At 74.3% G+C, this 18,012-nt stretch carries 16 protein-coding genes and 1 pseudogene; 14 read left to right on the plus strand and 3 right to left on the minus strand.

Annotation, left to right across the window (positions count from 1 at the left end):
- Positions 1-70: 70 nt before the first annotated feature.
- Complete coding sequence (locus ACI79X_RS13705; RefSeq protein ID WP_457025958.1) at positions 71-1,063, minus strand: aldo/keto reductase; 993 nt, start codon at positions 1,061-1,063, stop codon at positions 71-73.
- A gap of 141 nt (positions 1,064-1,204) precedes the next feature.
- On the opposite strand from ACI79X_RS13705, the gene ACI79X_RS13710 reads away from it, so the two are divergent.
- The 4 genes from ACI79X_RS13710 to ACI79X_RS13725 are packed head-to-tail and all read left to right on the plus strand — an operon-like array spanning position 1,205 to position 5,006.
- A complete protein-coding gene (locus tag ACI79X_RS13710) occupies positions 1,205-2,215 on the plus strand; it encodes a siderophore ABC transporter substrate-binding protein (protein ID WP_457025959.1) in 1,011 nt (336 codons plus the stop codon).
- Positions 2,216-2,237: 22 nt separating this feature from the next.
- The gene (locus ACI79X_RS13715) at positions 2,238-3,248 is read left to right on the plus strand and encodes an ABC transporter permease (protein ID WP_457025960.1); all 1,011 of its coding nucleotides are present in this window, start codon (positions 2,238-2,240) and stop codon (positions 3,246-3,248) included.
- The gene (locus ACI79X_RS13720; protein WP_457025961.1) at positions 3,238-4,251 is read left to right on the plus strand and encodes an iron chelate uptake ABC transporter family permease subunit; all 1,014 of its coding nucleotides are present in this window, start codon (positions 3,238-3,240) and stop codon (positions 4,249-4,251) included. The genes ACI79X_RS13715 and ACI79X_RS13720 overlap by 11 nt, the downstream gene beginning before the upstream one ends.
- Positions 4,248-5,006 (plus strand): iron ABC transporter ATP-binding protein, encoded by a 759-nt coding sequence (locus ACI79X_RS13725; protein WP_457025962.1) that lies wholly within the window; start codon positions 4,248-4,250, stop codon positions 5,004-5,006. The genes ACI79X_RS13720 and ACI79X_RS13725 overlap by 4 nt, the downstream gene beginning before the upstream one ends.
- Before the next feature lie 38 nt (positions 5,007-5,044).
- Here the strand turns inward: ACI79X_RS13725 and ACI79X_RS13730 are convergent, their stop codons facing one another.
- The gene (locus tag ACI79X_RS13730) at positions 5,045-5,716 is read right to left on the minus strand and encodes a hypothetical protein (RefSeq protein WP_457025963.1); all 672 of its coding nucleotides are present in this window, start codon (positions 5,714-5,716) and stop codon (positions 5,045-5,047) included.
- Between the two features lie 145 nt (positions 5,717-5,861).
- On the opposite strand from ACI79X_RS13730, the pseudogene ACI79X_RS13735 reads away from it, so the two are divergent.
- The 3 genes and pseudogenes from ACI79X_RS13735 to ngg all read left to right on the plus strand — a co-directional run.
- A pseudogene (locus ACI79X_RS13735) lies at positions 5,862-6,296 on the plus strand (S8 family serine peptidase); the annotation flags it as partial.
- A gap of 62 nt (positions 6,297-6,358) precedes the next feature.
- Positions 6,359-8,140 (plus strand): N-acetylglutaminylglutamine amidotransferase, encoded by a 1,782-nt coding sequence (locus ACI79X_RS13740; protein WP_457025964.1) that lies wholly within the window; start codon positions 6,359-6,361, stop codon positions 8,138-8,140.
- Between the two features lie 10 nt (positions 8,141-8,150).
- Complete coding sequence (gene ngg, locus ACI79X_RS13745) at positions 8,151-9,914, plus strand: N-acetylglutaminylglutamine synthetase (protein ID WP_457025965.1); 1,764 nt, start codon at positions 8,151-8,153, stop codon at positions 9,912-9,914.
- Positions 9,915-9,921: 7 nt separating this feature from the next.
- On the opposite strand, the gene ACI79X_RS13750 is transcribed toward ngg, so the two are convergent.
- Entirely contained in the window at positions 9,922-10,209 is a 288-nt protein-coding gene (locus ACI79X_RS13750) for a helix-turn-helix transcriptional regulator (protein WP_457025966.1), read from the minus strand.
- Positions 10,210-10,384: 175 nt separating this feature from the next.
- On the opposite strand from ACI79X_RS13750, the gene ACI79X_RS13755 reads away from it, so the two are divergent.
- The 7 genes from ACI79X_RS13755 to ACI79X_RS13785 all read left to right on the plus strand — a co-directional run bounded on the left by ACI79X_RS13755 (position 10,385) and on the right by ACI79X_RS13785 (position 17,967).
- Complete coding sequence (locus ACI79X_RS13755; RefSeq protein ID WP_457025967.1) at positions 10,385-11,413, plus strand: TerC family protein; 1,029 nt, start codon at positions 10,385-10,387, stop codon at positions 11,411-11,413.
- A gap of 87 nt (positions 11,414-11,500) precedes the next feature.
- Positions 11,501-11,887 carry a fluoride efflux transporter CrcB gene (gene crcB / locus ACI79X_RS13760; RefSeq protein ID WP_457025968.1) on the plus strand — a complete coding sequence of 129 codons (387 nt, stop codon included), beginning with the start codon at positions 11,501-11,503 and terminating at the stop codon, positions 11,885-11,887.
- Positions 11,884-12,234, plus strand: a complete 351-nt coding sequence (locus ACI79X_RS13765; protein ID WP_457025969.1) for a CrcB family protein — start codon at positions 11,884-11,886, stop codon at positions 12,232-12,234. The genes crcB and ACI79X_RS13765 overlap by 4 nt, the downstream gene beginning before the upstream one ends.
- Positions 12,235-12,285: 51 nt before the next feature.
- Entirely contained in the window at positions 12,286-13,701 is a 1,416-nt protein-coding gene (locus tag ACI79X_RS13770; protein ID WP_457025970.1) for an alpha,alpha-trehalose-phosphate synthase (UDP-forming), read from the plus strand.
- Entirely contained in the window at positions 13,698-14,447 is a 750-nt protein-coding gene (gene otsB / locus ACI79X_RS13775) for a trehalose-phosphatase (protein WP_457025971.1), read from the plus strand. The genes ACI79X_RS13770 and otsB overlap by 4 nt, the downstream gene beginning before the upstream one ends.
- 292 nt (positions 14,448-14,739) lie before the next feature.
- Entirely contained in the window at positions 14,740-16,332 is a 1,593-nt protein-coding gene (locus tag ACI79X_RS13780; protein WP_457025972.1) for a methyl-accepting chemotaxis protein, read from the plus strand.
- Positions 16,333-16,362: 30 nt separating this feature from the next.
- Positions 16,363-17,967, plus strand: a complete 1,605-nt coding sequence (locus tag ACI79X_RS13785; protein WP_457025973.1) for a methyl-accepting chemotaxis protein — start codon at positions 16,363-16,365, stop codon at positions 17,965-17,967.
- Positions 17,968-18,012: the final 45 nt, after the last annotated feature.

The following is an 18,012-nucleotide window of genomic DNA, read 5'->3' on the forward strand; positions in this document are numbered from 1 at the left end:
GAAGGACCCTCCTGCCCCCCACCCCTCGCACGCCCGGGGCGGGCCCCTGCAGGAGGGCCGTTCCACCAGGTCACCTGTGGACGCTGGACATGTCCGGGTAGCGGTCGCCGGCAGCGGCGCCGACCGGGGCGGCCTCGTCGAGCCGGCGCAGGTCGTCGTCGGTGAGCGCGACGTCCGCGGCCGCCGCGTTCTCCTCCAGGTAGCGCACCCGCTTGGTGCCCGGGATCGGGACGACGGCGGGGTTGCCCGCGCGGTCGCTCTGCGCGATCACCCACGCCAGCGCCAGCTGCGACGCCGTCACGCCCTTCTCGTCGGCGATCTCGCGCACCCGGTCGACCAGCCGCAGGTTCTGCTCGAACGCCTCGCCCTGGAACCGCGGGTTCGACCGGCGGAAGTCGTCGGGCGCGAGGTCGTCGACGCTGCGGATCTGCCCGGACAGGAAACCGCGGCCGATCGGCGAGTAGGCGACGAAGCCGATGCCGAGCTCGGCGCAGGTGGCGAGGACGCCGTCCTGCTCGGGGTCGCGGCTCCACAGCGAGTACTCGGTCTGCACGGCGGCCACCGGCTGGACGGCGTGCGCGCGGCGGATGGTCCCGGGCGCGGCCTCGGAGATGCCGGCGGCGCGCACCTTGCCCGCCTCGACCAGCTCGCGGATGGCGCCCCAGGTGTCCTCGACGGGCACCGTGGTGTCCACGCGGTGCTGGTAGTAGAGGTCGATGACGTCGACGCCGAGCCGCTGCAGCGAGGCGTCGCAGGCCCGCCGCACGTACTCGGGCCGGCCGTTGATGCCGCGGAAGGAGCCGTCCTCGCCGCGCTCGTTGCCGAACTTGGTGGCCAGCACGACCTCGTCGCGGCGGCCGGCGATGGCCGTGCCGACGAGGCGCTCGTTGGTGAAGGGGCCGTACATGTCGGCGGTGTCGAGGAAGGTGACGCCGAGGTCGAGGGCGCGCTGGATGGTCCGCTCGGCCTCGGCCTGGTCACCGGTGCCGTAGAACTCGCTCATCCCCATGCAGCCCAGCCCCATGGCCGGGACGGACAGGGACCCCAGGGTGCGTGTCTGCATGGCCCGAGCCTGCCCCTCCGCGGCGCGGCGCGAACCCCCTGAGGGTGGGGCTGACGACCCCCCGCTCCGGTGTACCGGGACCCGTGTGGCAGGTTAGGGCAGCCTTCCTCAGGGCAGCCTTACCTCACCACCTGGAGAACCATGCGCACCGCGTCCCGGCCGCTGGCGGCCACCTCCCTGTCCCTCGCCGCGGCACTGGCGCTGACCGCCTGCGGCGCCGACGAGCCGGCCGCCGAGGCCGCCACCGGCACGGACACGGTCACCTGGACCTGGGACCGCAACGTCGCCGCGGAGGACGCCGAGCCGGAGTTCGAGGAGACCTCGGTCGAGGTGCCGGTCGACCCGCAGCGCATCGTCGTCTTCGACATGGCCGCCCTCGACACGATCGGCGCCCTGGGCGGGGAGATCGCCGGCGCGCCGCTGGACTCGGTGCCCGGCTACCTGGAGGGGTACCTGGCCGACGACGCGTTCAACGCGGGCACCCTGTTCGAGGCCGACCTGGTCGAGATCGAGTCGCAGCAGCCCGACCTCATCGTCATCGGCGGCCGCTCCTCGGCGCTGTACGAGGACCTCAGCGAGATCGCGCCGACGGTCGACCTGAGCCTGCGCGGCAGCTACACCGAGACCCTCGAGCGCAACGCCACCTTCGTCGGCGAGGTGCTCGGCGCGGAGGACGAGGCGGCCGCCGCCGTCGCCGAGCTCCAGGCGGGCATCGAGGAGGCGCGCGCCGCCACCGCGGACGCGGGCACCGGCCTCGGCCTCATGGTCTCGGGTGGCGAGCTGTCGGCCATGGCCCCGGCCGGCGAGGGCTCCGACGCCCGCGGCGCGCGCGGCGGGCTCATCTACGACGCGTTCGGCGTGCAGCCCGTCGTCGACGACATCCAGGCCGCCACCCACGGCGAGCCGGTCTCCTTCGAGTTCCTGCTCGAGACGGACCCGGACCACCTCTGGGTCGTCGACCGCGACGCCGCCACCGGCGAGGAGGGCGCCCAGGCGGCCGAGGCGGTGCTCGACAACGACGTCGTCGCGCGGACCACCGCCGCGCAGCAGGACCAGATCCACTACCTGGACCCGGTCGCCTGGTACGTCGTCTTCGGCGGCATCGACACCACCCGGATCATGATCGACGACGTCCTGCAGATCGCGGAGTGACCGTCCCGGTCCCCCGCTACCCGTGACGGCGCTGTCCGCTCCCCCGGCGAGCACCCCCGCCCCGGCGCGCCCCCGGCGCACCGGACCGGGGGTGCTCGCCGGCGTGCTGCTCGTGGTCCTCGCGGGGGGGAGCCTGTTCGTCGGCGTCTCCGACGTCTCCCCCGCCTCCGTGCTCAGCGACGGGCCGGCCGCGTTCCTGCTCGTCGCCAGCCGCATCCCGCGGACGGTGGCGCTGGTGCTCGCCGGCGCCTCGCTCGGCATCGCCGGGCTGATCATGCAGATGCTGGTGCGCAACCGCTTCGTCGAGCCCAGCACCACCGGGGTCACCGAGTTCGCCACCCTCGGCATGCTCGCCACGATCGTGCTGGCGCCCGGGATGCCCGTCGCCGGGAAGGCCGCCGTCGCGGCGCTGTCGGGCCTCCTCGGCACCTGGGTGTTCCTGCGGGTGGTGCGCGCGGTGCCGGTCCGCTCCCTCGTGCTCGTGCCGCTGGTCGGCATCATGCTCGGCGGCGTCGTCGGCGCGGTGACGACGTTCGTCGCCTACCGGCTGGACCTGCTGCAGTCGCTCGCGCAGTGGTCGCAGGGCAGCTTCGCCGGCGTCGTGCAGGGCCGCTACGAGTTCGTCTGGCTGGCCGGCGTCATGGTCGTCGTCGCGTGGCTGGCGGCCGACCGGTTCAGCGTCATCGGCCTCGGCGAGGAGTTCGCGACCAACCTCGGCCTGCACTACCGCCGCGTGGTCGCCGTCGGGATGGTCGTCGTCGCCGTCATCACCGCCTCGGTGCTGGTGACGGCGGGGCTCGTCCCCTTCCTCGGGCTGGTCGTGCCCAACGTCGTGAGCCTGGTGATCGGCGACAACGTGCGCCGGTCGATCCCGTGGGTCGCGGTGCTCGGCGCGGTGTTCGTGGTCGCCTGCGACGTCCTCGCGCGGGTCCTGCGCTTCCCCTACGAGATCCCGCTGTCGGTCGTCGTCGGGATCATCGGCGCCGCGCTGTTCCTCTGGCTGCTGCTGCGGAGGCGGAGCCGTGCTCACTGAACCCGCGCCCGTCGCCGTCCGCCCGCGGCCCCGCCTCCGGGCCTCCGTCCGCCGGACCGGGCCGGGCGCCCGGCTGGCCGCGCTCGGCGGCCTCGTGCTCGCCCTGGCCGCCACCTACCTGCTCACCGACGTGCCCGGGTCGCTCGCCTACGCGCTGGAGAAGCGCGGCCTGGCGGTGGCCGCGATGGTCGTCGTCGCGACGGCGGTCGGCGTCTCGACGGTCGTGTTCCACACCATCACCGGCAACCGCGTGCTGACGCCGTCGATCATGGGGTTCGACGCGTTCTACGTGCTCGTCTCGACCGCCGTCGTCTTCGCCGCCGGGTCCGCCGCGTTCCTGGCCGCCGACCCGCTGGTCCTGTGGTCCGTGCAGGTGGCGCTGATGGTCGGGTTCAGCGTCGTGCTGTTCACCTGGCTGTTCGGCGGGAAGCGGCGCTCGATCCACCTGATGCTGCTCGTCGGCATCGTGCTCGGGACGTTCTTCCGCTCCTTCAGCGAGTGGATGCAGCGGATGCTCGACCCGCTGGACTTCCAGGTGCTCTCCGACGCGTTCTTCGCCTCGCTGACCCGGCCCGACGAGACGCTGCTGGTGCTCACCGCGGCGCTGGTCGCGGTGGGCTGCGCCGTCGTCGTGCCGCTGCTGCGCACCCTCGACGTGCTCACGCTCGGCGAGCCGGCCGCCGTCGGGCTGGGGGTCGACCACCGGCGGGTGGTGCTGACGCTGTTCGCCGTCGTCTCGGTGATGGTCGCGGCGTCGACGGCGCTGGTGGGGCCGATCCTGTTCCTCGGCCTGATCGTCGCCAACCTCGCCTACGCGTGGGCGGGCTCCTTCCGGCACGCGTGGACGGTGCCGACGGCGGTGCTCATCGGCGTGGTGTGCCTGCTCGGCGGCCAGCTCGTCCTGGAACGGGTGTTCGACCTCGGCGGCACCGTGTCCACCGTCGTCGACTTCGCCGGCGGGCTGTTCTTCCTGTACCTCGTGCTGCGGAAGGGGGCGCGGTGATCGCGCTCGAGGGCGTGTCCAAGCGCTACGGCGGCCAGGCGGTGGTCGACGACGTCTCCCTGGCCTTCGGCGGGGAGGGCGTGACGGCGCTGATCGGCCCGAACGGCGCGGGCAAGTCCACGCTGTTCTCCCTCGTCGGCCGCCTCGTGCGGCCCGACGCCGGCCGGGTGACGGTGGACGGCCTGGACGTGGCGACGACGCCGTCGGCGGAGCTGGCCCGGCGCCTGGCCGTGCTGCGCCAGGACAACCACGTGGCCGCCCGGCTCACCGTCCAGGACCTCGTGGAGTTCGGCCGCTTCCCGCACTCCCGCGGCCGGCTCACCGTCGACGACCGCGACGCCGTGGAGCGGGCCCTCGTCCACCTCGGCCTGGAGCCCTACCGCGGGCGGTTCCTCGACGAGTTGTCGGGCGGTCAGCGGCAGCGTGCGTTCATCGCGATGGTGCTGGCGCAGGACACCCGGTACGTGCTGCTCGACGAGCCGCTCAACAACCTCGACCTGCGGCACATGACCGAGATCATGCGGCTGGTGCGCGAGATGGCCGACGAGCTCGGCAAGCGGGTGGTCACCGTCCTGCACGACGTCAACTTCGCGGCCACCTGGGCCGACCGGATCGTGGCCCTGCGCGACGGCCGCGTGGTGGCCGACGCCCCGGCCCGCGAGGTCATGCGGCCCGAGGTGCTGGCCGCCGTCTACGACACGACGGTCGACGTCCGCGAGATCGACGGCCGCCCGGTCGCGCTCTACTACAGCTGACGACGCGCGGGGGTCCGACCGGCAGCCGGGCGCCCGGGCTACGCCCAGCGGGCCAGCGCGGTCGTCGTGCCCGGCTCCACCACCGTGAACCCCGCGTCGACGACCGCCACCGGCGCCGTGACCTGCAGCCGCGCCCACCGGGCGGCGTCGGGGTGCTCGACCACCACGGGGAACGCGGCGGCCGCCCAGGCGTCGAGCCGGCGGCCCGGCATCCGCAGCGCCGACAGCTGCGCGGCGTGCCCGCACGCGGCCGCGGCCTTGCCCAGCGGCAGGAACGGGTCCGGGCAGACGGACACGACGAGCGGCCCGCCGGGCACCGGGTCCACGACCGGGAGTGCGTCCGGGTCGTCGAGCTCGCTCCCCGTCAGCTGCAGCTTCGCCACGTCGCGGGGCAGCGCGTCGAGCGCGGTCGGCACCAGGGCCCGCACCTCCGCGCCGGAGACCACGGCGGTCACGCCGGGCAGCGCCGACACCCGCTCCCAGGCCACCCCGCGGGCGCGGCGGCAGTGCTTGCGGATCGCGCCGTCGGTCCAGCGCCGCACCGACGCCGACCACTCGCCGCCCTCCCCCGCCCGCTCGTCGGACAGCAGCCGCACGACCGCCACGGCCGCCGCCGCACAGACCGCGGAACGGGACGGCGGCGCGGTCCGCTCCACGCGCGCCACCAGTTGCATCGCCCAGGGTGACTCCCCCGCCGGGTCCTCGTACACGCGCCCACCCTGACCGACGGCCCGCGACGGCCGGTGCCCGGACCCGGCGACACACCCGGTCACCCGGCCGGCGTGACCCACCCGCCGGCGCCTCGTTCGGACAGGGCACACCGCCCGACACCCGACGAGGAGTGCCCATGACCCGTTCTCCTCCCGCGGCGCCGCGGCCGACCCCTCCACCTGGCCGGACCTCTCCGCGCCGGGCGACGGCATCACGTCGTCGTGCCGGCTGACGCTGCCCGTCTGCTGCACCGGGTCCGACCCGCGCAACGGCCCGGGCCCGCTCGACGTCGGCACCTCCACCACCACCAGCGGCACGTCGATGGCCGCGCCGCACGTGGCCGGCATCGTCGCCCAGCTGTTCCAGGCCGACCCGACGGCGACCCCGGCGGAGATCGAGGAGGCGCTCACCTCCACCGCCCACCGCTACGCCGACGGCGCGGCCTGCACCGCCGCCGGCGGCCGGACGACGTCGTACGACAAGGGCGCCGGCCTCGTCGACGTCGTCGCCGCCGTCGCCGCGCTCACCGCCCAGCCATGGGTCGCACGGCCCGGTTCCACGTGGAACCGGGCCGTGTGACCTTCCTGTGAACTGCGCCGACCGCGTCGCGGGAGGCGCGGCACTGGGGTTGGATCGATCCCATGTGCGGCCTCTCCGGCGAGATCAGGTTCGACGGCTCCCTGGCCGACACCACCGCGGTGGCGCGGATGGTCGAGGCGCTGGTCCCCCGTGGGCCGGACGGCCAGGGCCAGTGGAGCGCCGGCCGGGTGGCGTTCGGCCACCGGCGGCTGTCGGTCATCGACCTCTCGGCCAGCGGCTCCCAGCCGATGGTCGACAGCGAACTCGGGCTCGAGGCGGTCTTCAACGGCTGCATCTACGACTACAAGGAGCTGCGCGCCGAGCTCGAGGGCCACGGCTACCGGTTCTTCTCCACCAGCGACACCGAGGTCCTGCTCAAGGGCTACCACCACTGGGGCGTCGACTTCGTCGACCACCTGCACGGCATGTTCGTCGTGGTCATCCACGAGCGGGACACCGGCCGGGTCGTCATGGCCCGCGACCGGCTGGGCATCAAGCCGCTCTACCTGTCGGAGACGCCGGGCCGGCTGCGGTTCGCCTCGTCGCTGCCGGCCCTGCTGCGCGCCGGCGACGTCGACACCTCCATCGACCCGGTCGCCCTGCACCACTACCTGACCTGGCACGCCGTCGTCCCCGCGCCGCGCACGCTGCTCAACGGCGTCCGCAAGCTGCCGCCGGCGACCGTGCGGGTCATCGAGGCCGACGGCACCAGCCGCGAGCACCGCTACTGGGAGCCGACCTACGAGCGGCGCGAGGAGCACGCGGGCTGGTCGAACCGGGACTGGGAGGACGCGATCGAGGAGGCGCTGCGGGTCGCCGTCCGCCGCCGCCTGGTCTCCGACATCCCCGTCGGCGTGCTGCTGTCCGGCGGGCTGGACTCCAGCCTGATCGTGGGCCTGCTCGCCCAGGAGGGGCAGAGCGACCTCGCCACCTACTCGATCGGCTTCGAGACCGTCGGCGGCCACGCGGGCGACGAGTTCCGCTACTCCGACGTCATCGCCGAGCGGTTCGGCACCGACCACCACCGCATCCGGGTGTCCTCCGACGAGCTCGCCGCGGCACTGGGCCACGCCATCGGCGCGATGGCCGAGCCGATGGTCAGCCACGACGTCGTCGCCTTCGACCTGCTGTCCGAGCGGGTCAGCCAGACCATCCGCGTCGTGCAGTCCGGGCAGGGCGCCGACGAGGTGTTCGCCGGCTACCACTGGTACCCGCCGCTGGCCGACGTCGACCGCGAGGAGGCCGTCGAGCGGTACGCCGCGGCGTTCTTCGACCGGGGCGCGCAGGACATGCGGGCGCTGGTCGGCGAGCGGTACGCCCTCGACGGCGACCCGAGCCTGGAGTTCGTCCGGGACCACATGTCCCGACCCGGCGCGCAGACCGCCGTCGACGCCGCGCTGCGCCTCGACAGCGAGGTCATGCTCGTCGACGACCCGGTCAAGCGGGTGGACAACATGTCCATGGCGTGGGGCCTGGAGGCCCGGGTGCCCTTCCTCGACCACGACCTGGTCGAGCTGGCGGCGCTGTGCCCGCCGGAGCTCAAGCTCGCCGACGGCGGCAAGGGCGTGCTCAAGGCCATCGGCCGCCGGATCATCCCGCCGGAGGTCATCGACCGGCCCAAGGGCTACTTCCCGGTGCCGGCCATCACGCACCTCGAGGGCAAGGTCCTCGGTCTGGTGAAGGACGCGCTCTCCAGCGAGGCGGCCCGCGAGCGGGCGCTGTTCCGGCCGGAGTACGTCGCACGGCTGCTGGAGGACCCCAACGGCGAGCTGACGCCGCTGCGGGGCAACAAGCTGTGGCAGCTCGGGCTCCTGGAGCTGTGGCTGCAGAACCACGGGGTCTGAGGGGCACCCCGTGGCTCCTCCGCGGCTCGCCGGGCTGCGCCGCCGCTCCCCGGCGGCCGGCCCCACCCCCGACCTGACCCGGCGCTCCTGGGCCAAGCCCTCCGAGCACGAGCTCGAGGGCATGGACACCGACGTCGTCCTCGACCTCGCGTGGGGCCGGCTGGTGTTCGGCCAGACCTTCGCCGAGATGCGCGACATCCTCACCGCGCTGCGGGCCGAGGAGACGGGCCAGCGCGACATCTGCGTCTACGCCCGCGACCCGCACGTGCTCGTGGGCCTGGCGCCGGACGAGTTGTTCATCGACCCCAGCTACACCTACCGCCTGGACCTCTATCGCTACCGGCCCCGCCCCGAGCTCATCCGCGGCGTCTTCGTCCGCACGGTGACCGCGCTGGAGGAGATGCAGGCGATCAACCGGATCTACGCCCGCAACCGCATGGTCACCGGCGACCCCGAGACGATGTGGGCCAACCACCGGACCCGCTGCTTCACCTACCTGGTGGCCGAGGACCGGCGCACCGGCGAGATCGTCGGCACCGTCACCGGCGTCGACCACGTGCTCGCCTACGGCGACCCGGAGGGCGGCACGAGCCTGTGGTGCCTCGCCGTCGACGCGCAGAACGCCCCCGCCGGCACCGGGGAGGCGCTGGTGCGGGTGCTCGCCGAGCGCTACGTCGGCCGCGGCCGCTCCTACGTCGACCTCTCGGTCATGCACGACAACTCCGGGGCGATCGCGCTCTACCGCAAGCTCGGCTTCGTCCGGGTGCCCGCGGTCTGCGTCAAGCGCAAGAACCCGATCAACACCCCGCTGTTCGCCGCCCGCCCGCCGGGCCTGCAGGAGCTCAACCCCTACGCGCGGATCATCGCCGACGAGGCGCTGCGCCGCGGGATCCGCGTCGAGGTGACCGACGCCGAGTTCGGCGAGATGCGGCTGTCGCTCGGCGGCCGCCGGGTGCTCACCCGCGAGTCGCTGTCGGAGTTCACCACCGCCGTCGCCATGAGCCGCTGCGACGACAAGCGGGTCACCCGCCGCATCGTCGAGGCCGCCGGGGTGCGCGTGCCCCGCGGCGTCGCCGTCCCCGAGGACGACCTCGGCCCCGCCCTGGAGCTGCTCGCCGAGGTCGGCGAGCTGGTGGTCAAGCCCGCCCGCGGCGAGCAGGGCAAGGGCATCACCGTCGGCGTGACCGACGAGGAGCAGCTGCGCCGGGCGGTCGCCGCCGCCCGGCTGTTCTGCCCCGACGTGCTCGCCGAGGAACTCGTCCCCGGCGAGGACCTGCGCGTGGTGGTCATCGACCACGAGGTGGTCGCGGCCGCGGTGCGCCGGCCGGCCGAGGTGGTCGGCGACGGCCGCCGCACGGTCACCGAACTGGTCCGCGAGACCAGCCGGCGCCGGGAGCGGGCCACCGGCGGCGAGTCGCGCATCCCGCTCGACGACGTCACCGCCGACGTCGTCCGCGGCGCAGGCCACGGGATGGACGACGTCCTCCCCCACGGCGAGCGGCTGCGGGTGCGGCGCACGGCCAACCTGCACACAGGCGGCACCATCGACGACGTCACCGACCGGCTGCACCCCGAGATCGCCCAGGCGGCGGTCCGGGCCAGCCGCGCCATCGGCATCCCGGTGACCGGCATCGACTTCCTGGTGCCCGACGTCGAGGGCCCCGACGCGGTGTTCGTGGAGGCCAACGAGCGGCCGGGGCTGGCCAACCACGAGCCGCGCCCGACCGCCGCGCGCTTCGTCGACCTGCTCTTCCCCGAGACCCGCCGGCGCTGAGGCGGGCTCAGCCCGGGCGGAACAGGGCGAGCAGGTCGTCGACGTCGCGGTGTGCCGTGGCGGGATGGCGGAACGGGCGGTGCGGCTGCACCTCGTAGTGCGTGCGCCGGCCGCGGCGGGCGCGGGTGACGTACCCGGCGTCCTCGAGGTCGGCGAGGATGCCGAGCGTCGCGCGGGTGCTGATGCCCACCCGCGCCGCGACGTCGGCCACCCGGGCGTCGGGGTCGGCGGCGACGGCGAGCAGCACGTGCCCGTGGTTGGTCAGGAACGTCCAGGACGGTCGCTCGTCGCTCACGGGGCTCCTCCGGGTGGCGCGGACAGGTGAACTCTGCTTCACTCGTCATCGGGAGGGGAGTATCCCCACGCGCTCCCGTCGTCAGTACGGCCCCTCGGGCGGGGTCCGGCGGAGCGGGCCCCCTGCGGGGCGGGAGAGACCTCCGGTTGGGAATCACCGACTGGAGGCACGACCCGTGGACGTCCCCTTCTGGCTCTGGCTCGGCGTGCTCGGCGTTCTCGTCGCCGTGCTCGCCGTCGACCTGTTCGCCCACCGCCGCGCGCACGTCATCGGCGTGCGCGAGGCCGCCGCGTGGTCGGCGGTGTGGGTGGCGCTCGGCGTCGGGTTCGGCGCCTGGGTGTGGGCCGCGTACGGCGCCGAGTACGGCCAGCAGTACTACGCGGGCTACCTGATCGAGAAGTCGCTCGCCGTGGACAACGTCTTCGTGTGGGCGATCGTCTTCACCTTCTTCGCGGTGCCGCGGGAGTACCAGCACCGGGTGCTGTTCTACGGCGTCCTCGGCGCGCTGGTGCTGCGCGGCGCGTTCATCGCCGGTGGCGCGGCCCTGATCGAGAGCTTCTCGTGGGTGCTGTACGTCTTCGCCGCCTTCCTGCTGGTCACCGGCTGGCGGATGCTCCGGCAGCGGGACGAGCACGTCGACCCCTCGCGCTCACGCACGCTGCGGCTGTTCCGCCGGTTCGTGCCGATGACCGACGCCTACCACGGGCAGCGGTTCGTGGTCCGGCGCGGCGGCGTCCTGCTCGCCACTCCCCTGCTGGCGGTGCTGGTGCTCGTCGAGGTCACCGACGTCGTCTTCGCCGTCGACTCGATCCCGGCGATCTTCGCCGTCACGGACGAGCCGTTCCTCGTCTTCACGGCCAACGCCTTCGCGATCCTGGGCCTGCGGGCCATGTACTTCCTGCTCGCCGACCTCATCCACCGCTTCGTGTACCTCAAGGCCGGCCTGGCGCTGGTGCTGATGTGGGTGGGCGGAAAGATGCTGCTCAAGGTCGACCTCTTCTACGTGCCGACCACGGTGAGCCTCGCGGTGATCTCCACGATCCTCGCCGTCTCGGTCTGGGCGAGCCTGCGCGCCACCCGCGGCCAGGGCCGCCGGGCCGTCGAGGCGCCGGCCGCTCCCCCGTTCCGGACGGCCAGCGAGGAGGAGCTGGCCGGGGTGGAGCCGCTGTGGCGGCGCCGCGGGAGGACGCGCACCCCGGCCTGACGGTCTGCTGGCAACGAGGCATAGGAAGCTCTACGCACGTATCGGCGTCCGATACGTGCGCAGAGCTTCCAATGCCTCGGGGGACGGGTGGCGTATCTACTGGCGGCGCTCGGCGGGGCGCTCGGTGCGCTCGCCCGGTGGGGCATCGCGGAGGTGCTCCCCTCCCCCGCCGGTGGCTGGCCCTGGGCCACGCTGATGGTCAACCTCACCGGCTGCCTGCTCATCGGCGTGCTCACCGGCGTCCTCGCCCGCCGGGACCCCGAGCCGGCCTGGGCCCGGCCGTTCCTCGCCGTCGGCGTCCTGGGCGGCTACACGACCTACTCCGCGTTCGCCGTCGAGGTCGTCACCCTGGCCGACGCCGGCGCGCTCGCGGCGGCCCTCGGCTACGTGCTGGCCTCCGTCGTCGGCGGGGTGCTCGCCGTGGCCGCCGGGGTCGCCGCGGTGCGCCGGGCGGTGCGGACGGCGGCCCGGTGACGCCGCTGCTCGTGGTCGCCGGCGCGCTGGTGGGTGCCCCGCTACGCCTGCTCGCCACGCGGCTGGCCGCCCGGGCCGGACGGGACGCCGCCCTCGGCACGCTCGCGGTCAACGTCGCGGGCGCCGCGCTGCTCGGGGTGCTGCTCGGCCTCGGGGGCGTCCCGGCGCCGGTGCTCGCGCTGGTCGGCACCGGCTTCTGCGGCACGCTGACCACCTTCTCGAGCTTCGGCCTGGACGTCGTCCGGCTGGTGGAGGAGCGGGCCGTCGCCCGGGCCGCTGCGTACCTGGCCGCCACCCTCGTCCTCGGGCTGGGCGCGGCCGCCGCGGGGTGGTTGCTCGCCCGCTGACCGCCCCCTGCGGGTGCCGGTCGGCCGCGGGCTGGATAGGGTCGCCTCGGTATGGCCGGGACCGACGCGGGAGACGTGCAGGCGGACAGCCCGGTCGTCGTCGTCGCCAACCGCCTGCCGGTCGACCAGGTCACCGACCCCGACGGGTCGACGCGCTGGCAGCGCTCCCCCGGCGGCCTGGTCACCGCGCTGGAGCCCTTCGTCGCCGGCCGCGGCGGCGCCTGGGTGGGCTGGTCCGGCTCGGCCGGCGGGGCGCCGGAGCCCTTCGAGTCCGGCGGGATGTCGCTGATCCCGGTCGAGCTCTCGGAGGAGGAGGTCGACCGCTACTACGAGGGCATGTCCAACGCCTCGCTGTGGCCGCTGTACCACGACGTGGTCGAGAAGCCGGAGTACCACCGCACCTGGTGGGACACCTACGTGCAGGTCAACAAGCGCTTCGCCGACCGCGCCGCCGAGGTCGCCGCCGAGGACGCGATCGTGTGGGTGCACGACTACCAGCTGCAGCTGGTGCCGGCGATGCTCCGCCAGCGACGCCCCGACCTGACCATCGGCTTCTTCCTGCACATCCCCTTCCCGCCCTACGAGCTGTTCACCCAGCTCCCCTGGCGCTCGGCGATCGTGGAGGGCCTGCTCGGCGCCGACCTGGTCGGCTTCCAGCTGCCGAGCGCGGCGGCCAACTTCGTCCAGCTCGCCCGGCGGCTGCACGAGCTGCCCACCCGCGGCGCCACCATCGAGTACGACGGCCGGGTGGTCACCGCCCGCGCCTTCCCCATCTCCATCGACGTCGCCGCCTTCGACGAGCTGGCGAGCTCGCCGGAGGTCGTGGCCCGGGCCAAGGAGATCCGCACCGAGCTCGGCGACCCGGAGAAGATCATCCTGGGCGTCGACCGGCTCGACTACACCAAGGGCATCAGCGTCCGGCTCAACGCCTTCCAGGAGCTCCTCGAGGACGGCGTCGTCGAGGCCCCGGGCACGGTGATGGTCCAGGTGGCCACGCCCAGCCGCGAGCGCGTCGAGCACTACGTGCACATGCGCGAGACGATCGAGCAGCAGGTCGGGCACATCAACGGCGTCTTCGGCTCCATCGGCGGCCCGGCGGTGCACTACTTCAACCAGTCGATGCCGCGCGAGGAGCTCGCCGCCCTGTACCGCGCAGCCGACGTCATGCTCGTGACGCCCTACCGCGACGGCATGAACCTGGTGGCCAAGGAGTACGTGGCCGCCCGCGCCGACCTCGGCGGCGCCCTGGTCCTCTCGGAGTTCGCCGGGGCCGCGTCCGAGCTCAAGCAGGCGTTCCTGGTCAACCCGCACGACATCGCCGGGGTGAAGAACCAGTTGCTGCGCGCGCTGCGGGTCGAGCCGGACGAGGGTGCCCGCCGCATGCGGGCCATGCGCCGCTACCTGGCCAAGCACGACCTCGACCACTGGGCGACGTCGTTCTTCGACGCGCTGCGCGCGCAGGCGTGAACCCCGGCCTCGACGGCGCCCTCGAGGCGGCGCTCGCCGCGCTGGCCGCCCGCCGCCCGCTGCTCGTGGCGTCGGACTACGACGGCGTGTTCGCCCCGCTGGTCGACGACCCCTCCGCGGCGGTCCCCGCCCCCGGCATCGCCGAGGCCCTGGCGCGCGTCGCCGCGGCGGGCGGGGACGTCACCGTCGCGCTGGTCAGCGGGCGCGGCGTCGAGGACCTGCGGCGGGTCAGCGGCCTCACCGGCCCCTACCGCTGGGTGGGCAGCCACGGCGCCGAGTTCGGCGGCCCGCTCACCGGCGAGCTCGCCGGCCGCCGCGACGCGCTGGCCGAGGTGCTGGCCCCTCTGGTGGCCGCCGTCCCCGGTGCCCGGCTGGAGGTCAAGCCGGTCAGCGTCGCCGTGCACGTGCGGCAGGTCGCCGACCCGGCCGCGGCCGCCGAGCTGCTGGCGGCCGCCGATGCGGCCGCGGATCCGTCACTGACGAAGAAGCCGGGCAAGGCGGTCCTCGAGCTCGTGCTCGTCGACGCCGACAAGGGCAGCGCCGTGCAGCGCCTGCGCGAGGAGCTCGGCGCCGCCGCGGTCGTCTACCTCGGCGACGACCTGACCGACGAGGACGTGTTCCGGCTCCTCGGCCCGGACGACGTCGGCATCAAGGTCGGCGAGGGTCCCACCGCCGCGGCGCACCGGGTGACCGACCCGGCGGCCGTCGTCGGCGTCCTCGGCCGGCTCGGCGACCTGCTCGCCTGACCCCGTCGCGGCGCGTCGCGCCGCGCCCCCGGGTGACCGTCCTGCCCCGGGACGGCGACCCTCCCCCGGCGCGTCGACACGGCGACCCTCCCCCGCGTGGGGACCCCGTCGGGCCGCCGGTGAGTGGATCCGGGTCGTCGACCCGTCGACGGCGCTGCCACCGGTGACCGCCAGGTCCGCAACGATCCGCCCGCCGGTGTCCGACGCGCGCGGACGGCGGTTCGCAGGAGTCGCACCATCAACGCGCACGCCACCTCCCCGTCGCCGCGTGCACGCAGCCCAGGAGGCCCTGGTGTCCGACTCGTCCCCCCGCAGCGGCGGCTGGTTCGCCGACCGCCCGCTCTCGGTCAAGTTCGGCGCGCTCGTCGCGGTCGGCACGCTGTCACTGGGCGGGTTGCTGGGCGCGTCGCTGCTCGGCAACGCCGCCGTCCGCGACGCCGACGAGCGGTCCCGGGCGCTCAACGACGCCCAGGAGCTCGTGCTCCAGCTCGACACCCGCGCCAGCGAGCTCAAGGTGGACGGCTTCAAGGCGCTGGTCCGCCCGGTCCCGGCCGAGCAGCTGCCCGAGCTGGCCGACGACATCGCCACCCCCGAGGCCCTGCTCGACGAGCTGGCCGGCATCGAGCTGAGCGGCGACAGCGCGGCCGCCGTGGCCGCCCTGCAGGACACCTACGGCGACTACACCGACGCGATCACCGCGTTCGTGAACACGGCGGTCGCCGACCAGGCCGGCGCGCGGCTGCGCTGGGAGGACATCCAGGCCGCCAACGACCTCACCGACGCCGCCGTCGGCACCGCCAAGGACACCCTCGCCGCCGAGGCCGAGGCGGCGTCCGCGGAGCTGGAGAGCACGATCAACCGCTGGGAGACGACGGCCATGGTGGTCGCGGTCCTGGGCTTCCTGCTGCTGGCGGTGCTGAGCTGGCTCACCGCCCGCTCGGTCATCCGGCCGGTGCGCAGCGTGCAGGCCTCGCTCGAGGCGCTGGCCCAGGGCGACCTGACGCACGCCTCCGGGGTCGCCTCCCGCGACGAGGTGGGCCGCATGGCCGACGCCCTCGACCGGGCCCAGGCCGGGCTGCGCGAGGTGCTCGACTCCGTGGCCGCCTCCGCGGACGCCGTCGCGGCGTCCAGCGAGGAGCTGTCCGCGTCGGCCGCGCAGATCTCCGCCTCCGCCGGTGAGACATCCGCCCAGTCCGGCGTCGTGGCCGGCGCCGCGGACGAGGTGTCGCGCTCGGTGCAGACCGTCGCGGCCGGTGCGGAGCAGATGGGTGCCTCGATCCGGGAGATCGCCACGAACGCCGCGGAGGCGTCGGCGGTGGCCGCGCGGGCGGTGACCGCGGCGGAGACCACCACCGCCACCGTCGCCAAGCTCGGTGAGAGCTCGGCGGAGATCGGCAACGTCGTCAAGGTCATCACGAGCATCGCCGAGCAGACCAACCTGCTGGCCCTGAACGCCACGATCGAGGCCGCCCGGGCCGGGGAGGCCGGCAAGGGCTTCGCCGTGGTGGCCAACGAGGTCAAGGAGCTGGCGCAGGAGACGGCGAAGGCGACCGAGGACATCGCCCGCCGCGTCGAGGCGATCCAGAAGGACACCGGCGCCGCCGTCTCGGCGATCGGTGAGATCTCGCAGATCGTCGCGCAGATCTCCGACCGGCAGACCACCATCGCCAGCGCGGTGGAGGAGCAGACCGCCACCACGGCCGAGATGTCCCGCTCGGTGAGCGAGGCGGCCCAGGGGTCGGGGCAGATCGCCGACAACATCTCCGGCGTCTCGGCCGCCGCGGACTCCACCACCCAGGCGCTGTCCCAGACGCGGATGGCCGTCGACGAGCTCTCCCGCATGGCCGCCGGCCTGCGCACCAGCGTCGCCCGCTTCACCCACTGATCCCCTTCCCCCGTACAGGAGCACCCCACCGTGAGCACCTCCCGCGCCGGCCGTCCCGGCGGCTGGTTCAGCGACCGGCCGCTGGGCGTCAAGATCGGCGCCGTCGTCGGCCTGCTGGCCGTCGTCGTCCTGGCCACCAACCTGCTCGCGGTCGTGCGCATCCAGGAGATGCGCGCGGACCAGGAGCGCATCTACACCGAGAACCTGGAGCCGCTCAACGCCCTGTCGGCGGTCCAGCGGGCCACCGCGGCCCACCGCGCCCGGGTGCTCGAGTACGCCGTCTCCGACCCGGCCCGCCGGGTGGAGCTGCGCGGGGAGATGGAGGAGAAGGACGCCGACATCGCCACGGCGCTGGCCGAGTACGAGCCCCACGTCGTCGACCAGGAGGCGATGGACCTCTACCTCGGGGCCCGCGAGCAGTTCCTCGCCAGCAACGAGAGCCAGCTGTTCCCGGCAGCCGACCGCGGCGACCTGGCCGGCTACGCGCTCGTCTACCGCGAGGTGTCCAGCCCGCTGCTCACCGACATCGCCGACGGGCTGGAGGCCGAGGGCGTCGCCCAGTCGGCGGAGGCCGCCGACCGCAACGCCGCGACCGACGAGCAGGCCGGCAGTGCCATCACGCTGCTCGTCACCACCTCGCTGGCCGCCGTCCTGCTCTCGGTCGGTCTCACGGTGTGGGTGGTCCGGCGCATCCTGCGCGGCGTGCGCTCGGTGCAGCGCTCCGCCGAGGCGATGGCCGCCGGCGACCTGACCGTCACCCCCGAGGTGACCTCCGGCGACGAGGTCGGCCGCATGGCCGCCGCCCTGGGCGAGGCGCAGGGCAACCTGCGCGAGGTCCTCGCGGCCGTGGTGTCGTCGGCGGACGCCGTCGCCGCGTCCAGCGAGGAGCTGTCGGCCTCCGCCGCCCAGATCTCCGCCTCGGCGGAGGAGACCTCGGCGCAGTCGGGCGTCGTGTCGGGTGCGGCCGAGGAGGTCTCCCGCAACGTGCAGACCGTGGCCGCCGGCGCGGAGCAGATGGGCGCCTCGATCCGCGAGATCGCCACCAACGCCGCGGAGGCCAGCCAGGTGGCGGCCCGCGCCGTGACCGCCGCGGAGACCACGACGGCCACGGTGGCCAAGCTGGGCGAGTCCTCGGCGGAGATCGGCAACGTCGTCAAGGTCATCACGAGCATCGCCGAGCAGACGAACCTGCTGGCCCTGAACGCCACGATCGAGGCGGCGCGGGCGGGCGAGGCCGGCAAGGGCTTCGCGGTGGTGGCCAACGAGGTGAAGGAGCTCGCGCAGGAGACGGCGAAGGCGACCGAGGACATCGCGCGGCGCGTCCAGGCCATCCAGGCCGACACCGGCGCCGCGGTGGGCGCCATCGGGGAGATCAGCTCGATCGTCGCCCAGATCTCCGACCGGCAGACCACCATCGCCTCGGCCGTCGAGGAGCAGACGGCGACGACGAACGAGATGAGCCGGTCGGTGCAGGAGGCCGCGCAGGGCTCCGGTCAGATCGCCGACAACATCTCCGGCGTCTCGACGGCGGCCGACTCGACCACGCAGGCGCTGACCCAGACGCGCACCGCCGTGGACGAGCTGTCCCGGATGGCCGCCGACCTCCGCGGCACGGTGGGCCGCTTCACCTGGTGACCTCCGCCATTCCAGGAATTGTCTCCGGCGTCCGCTGACGCCATT

This window comes from Geodermatophilus sp. SYSU D01119, from assembly GCF_054049975.1.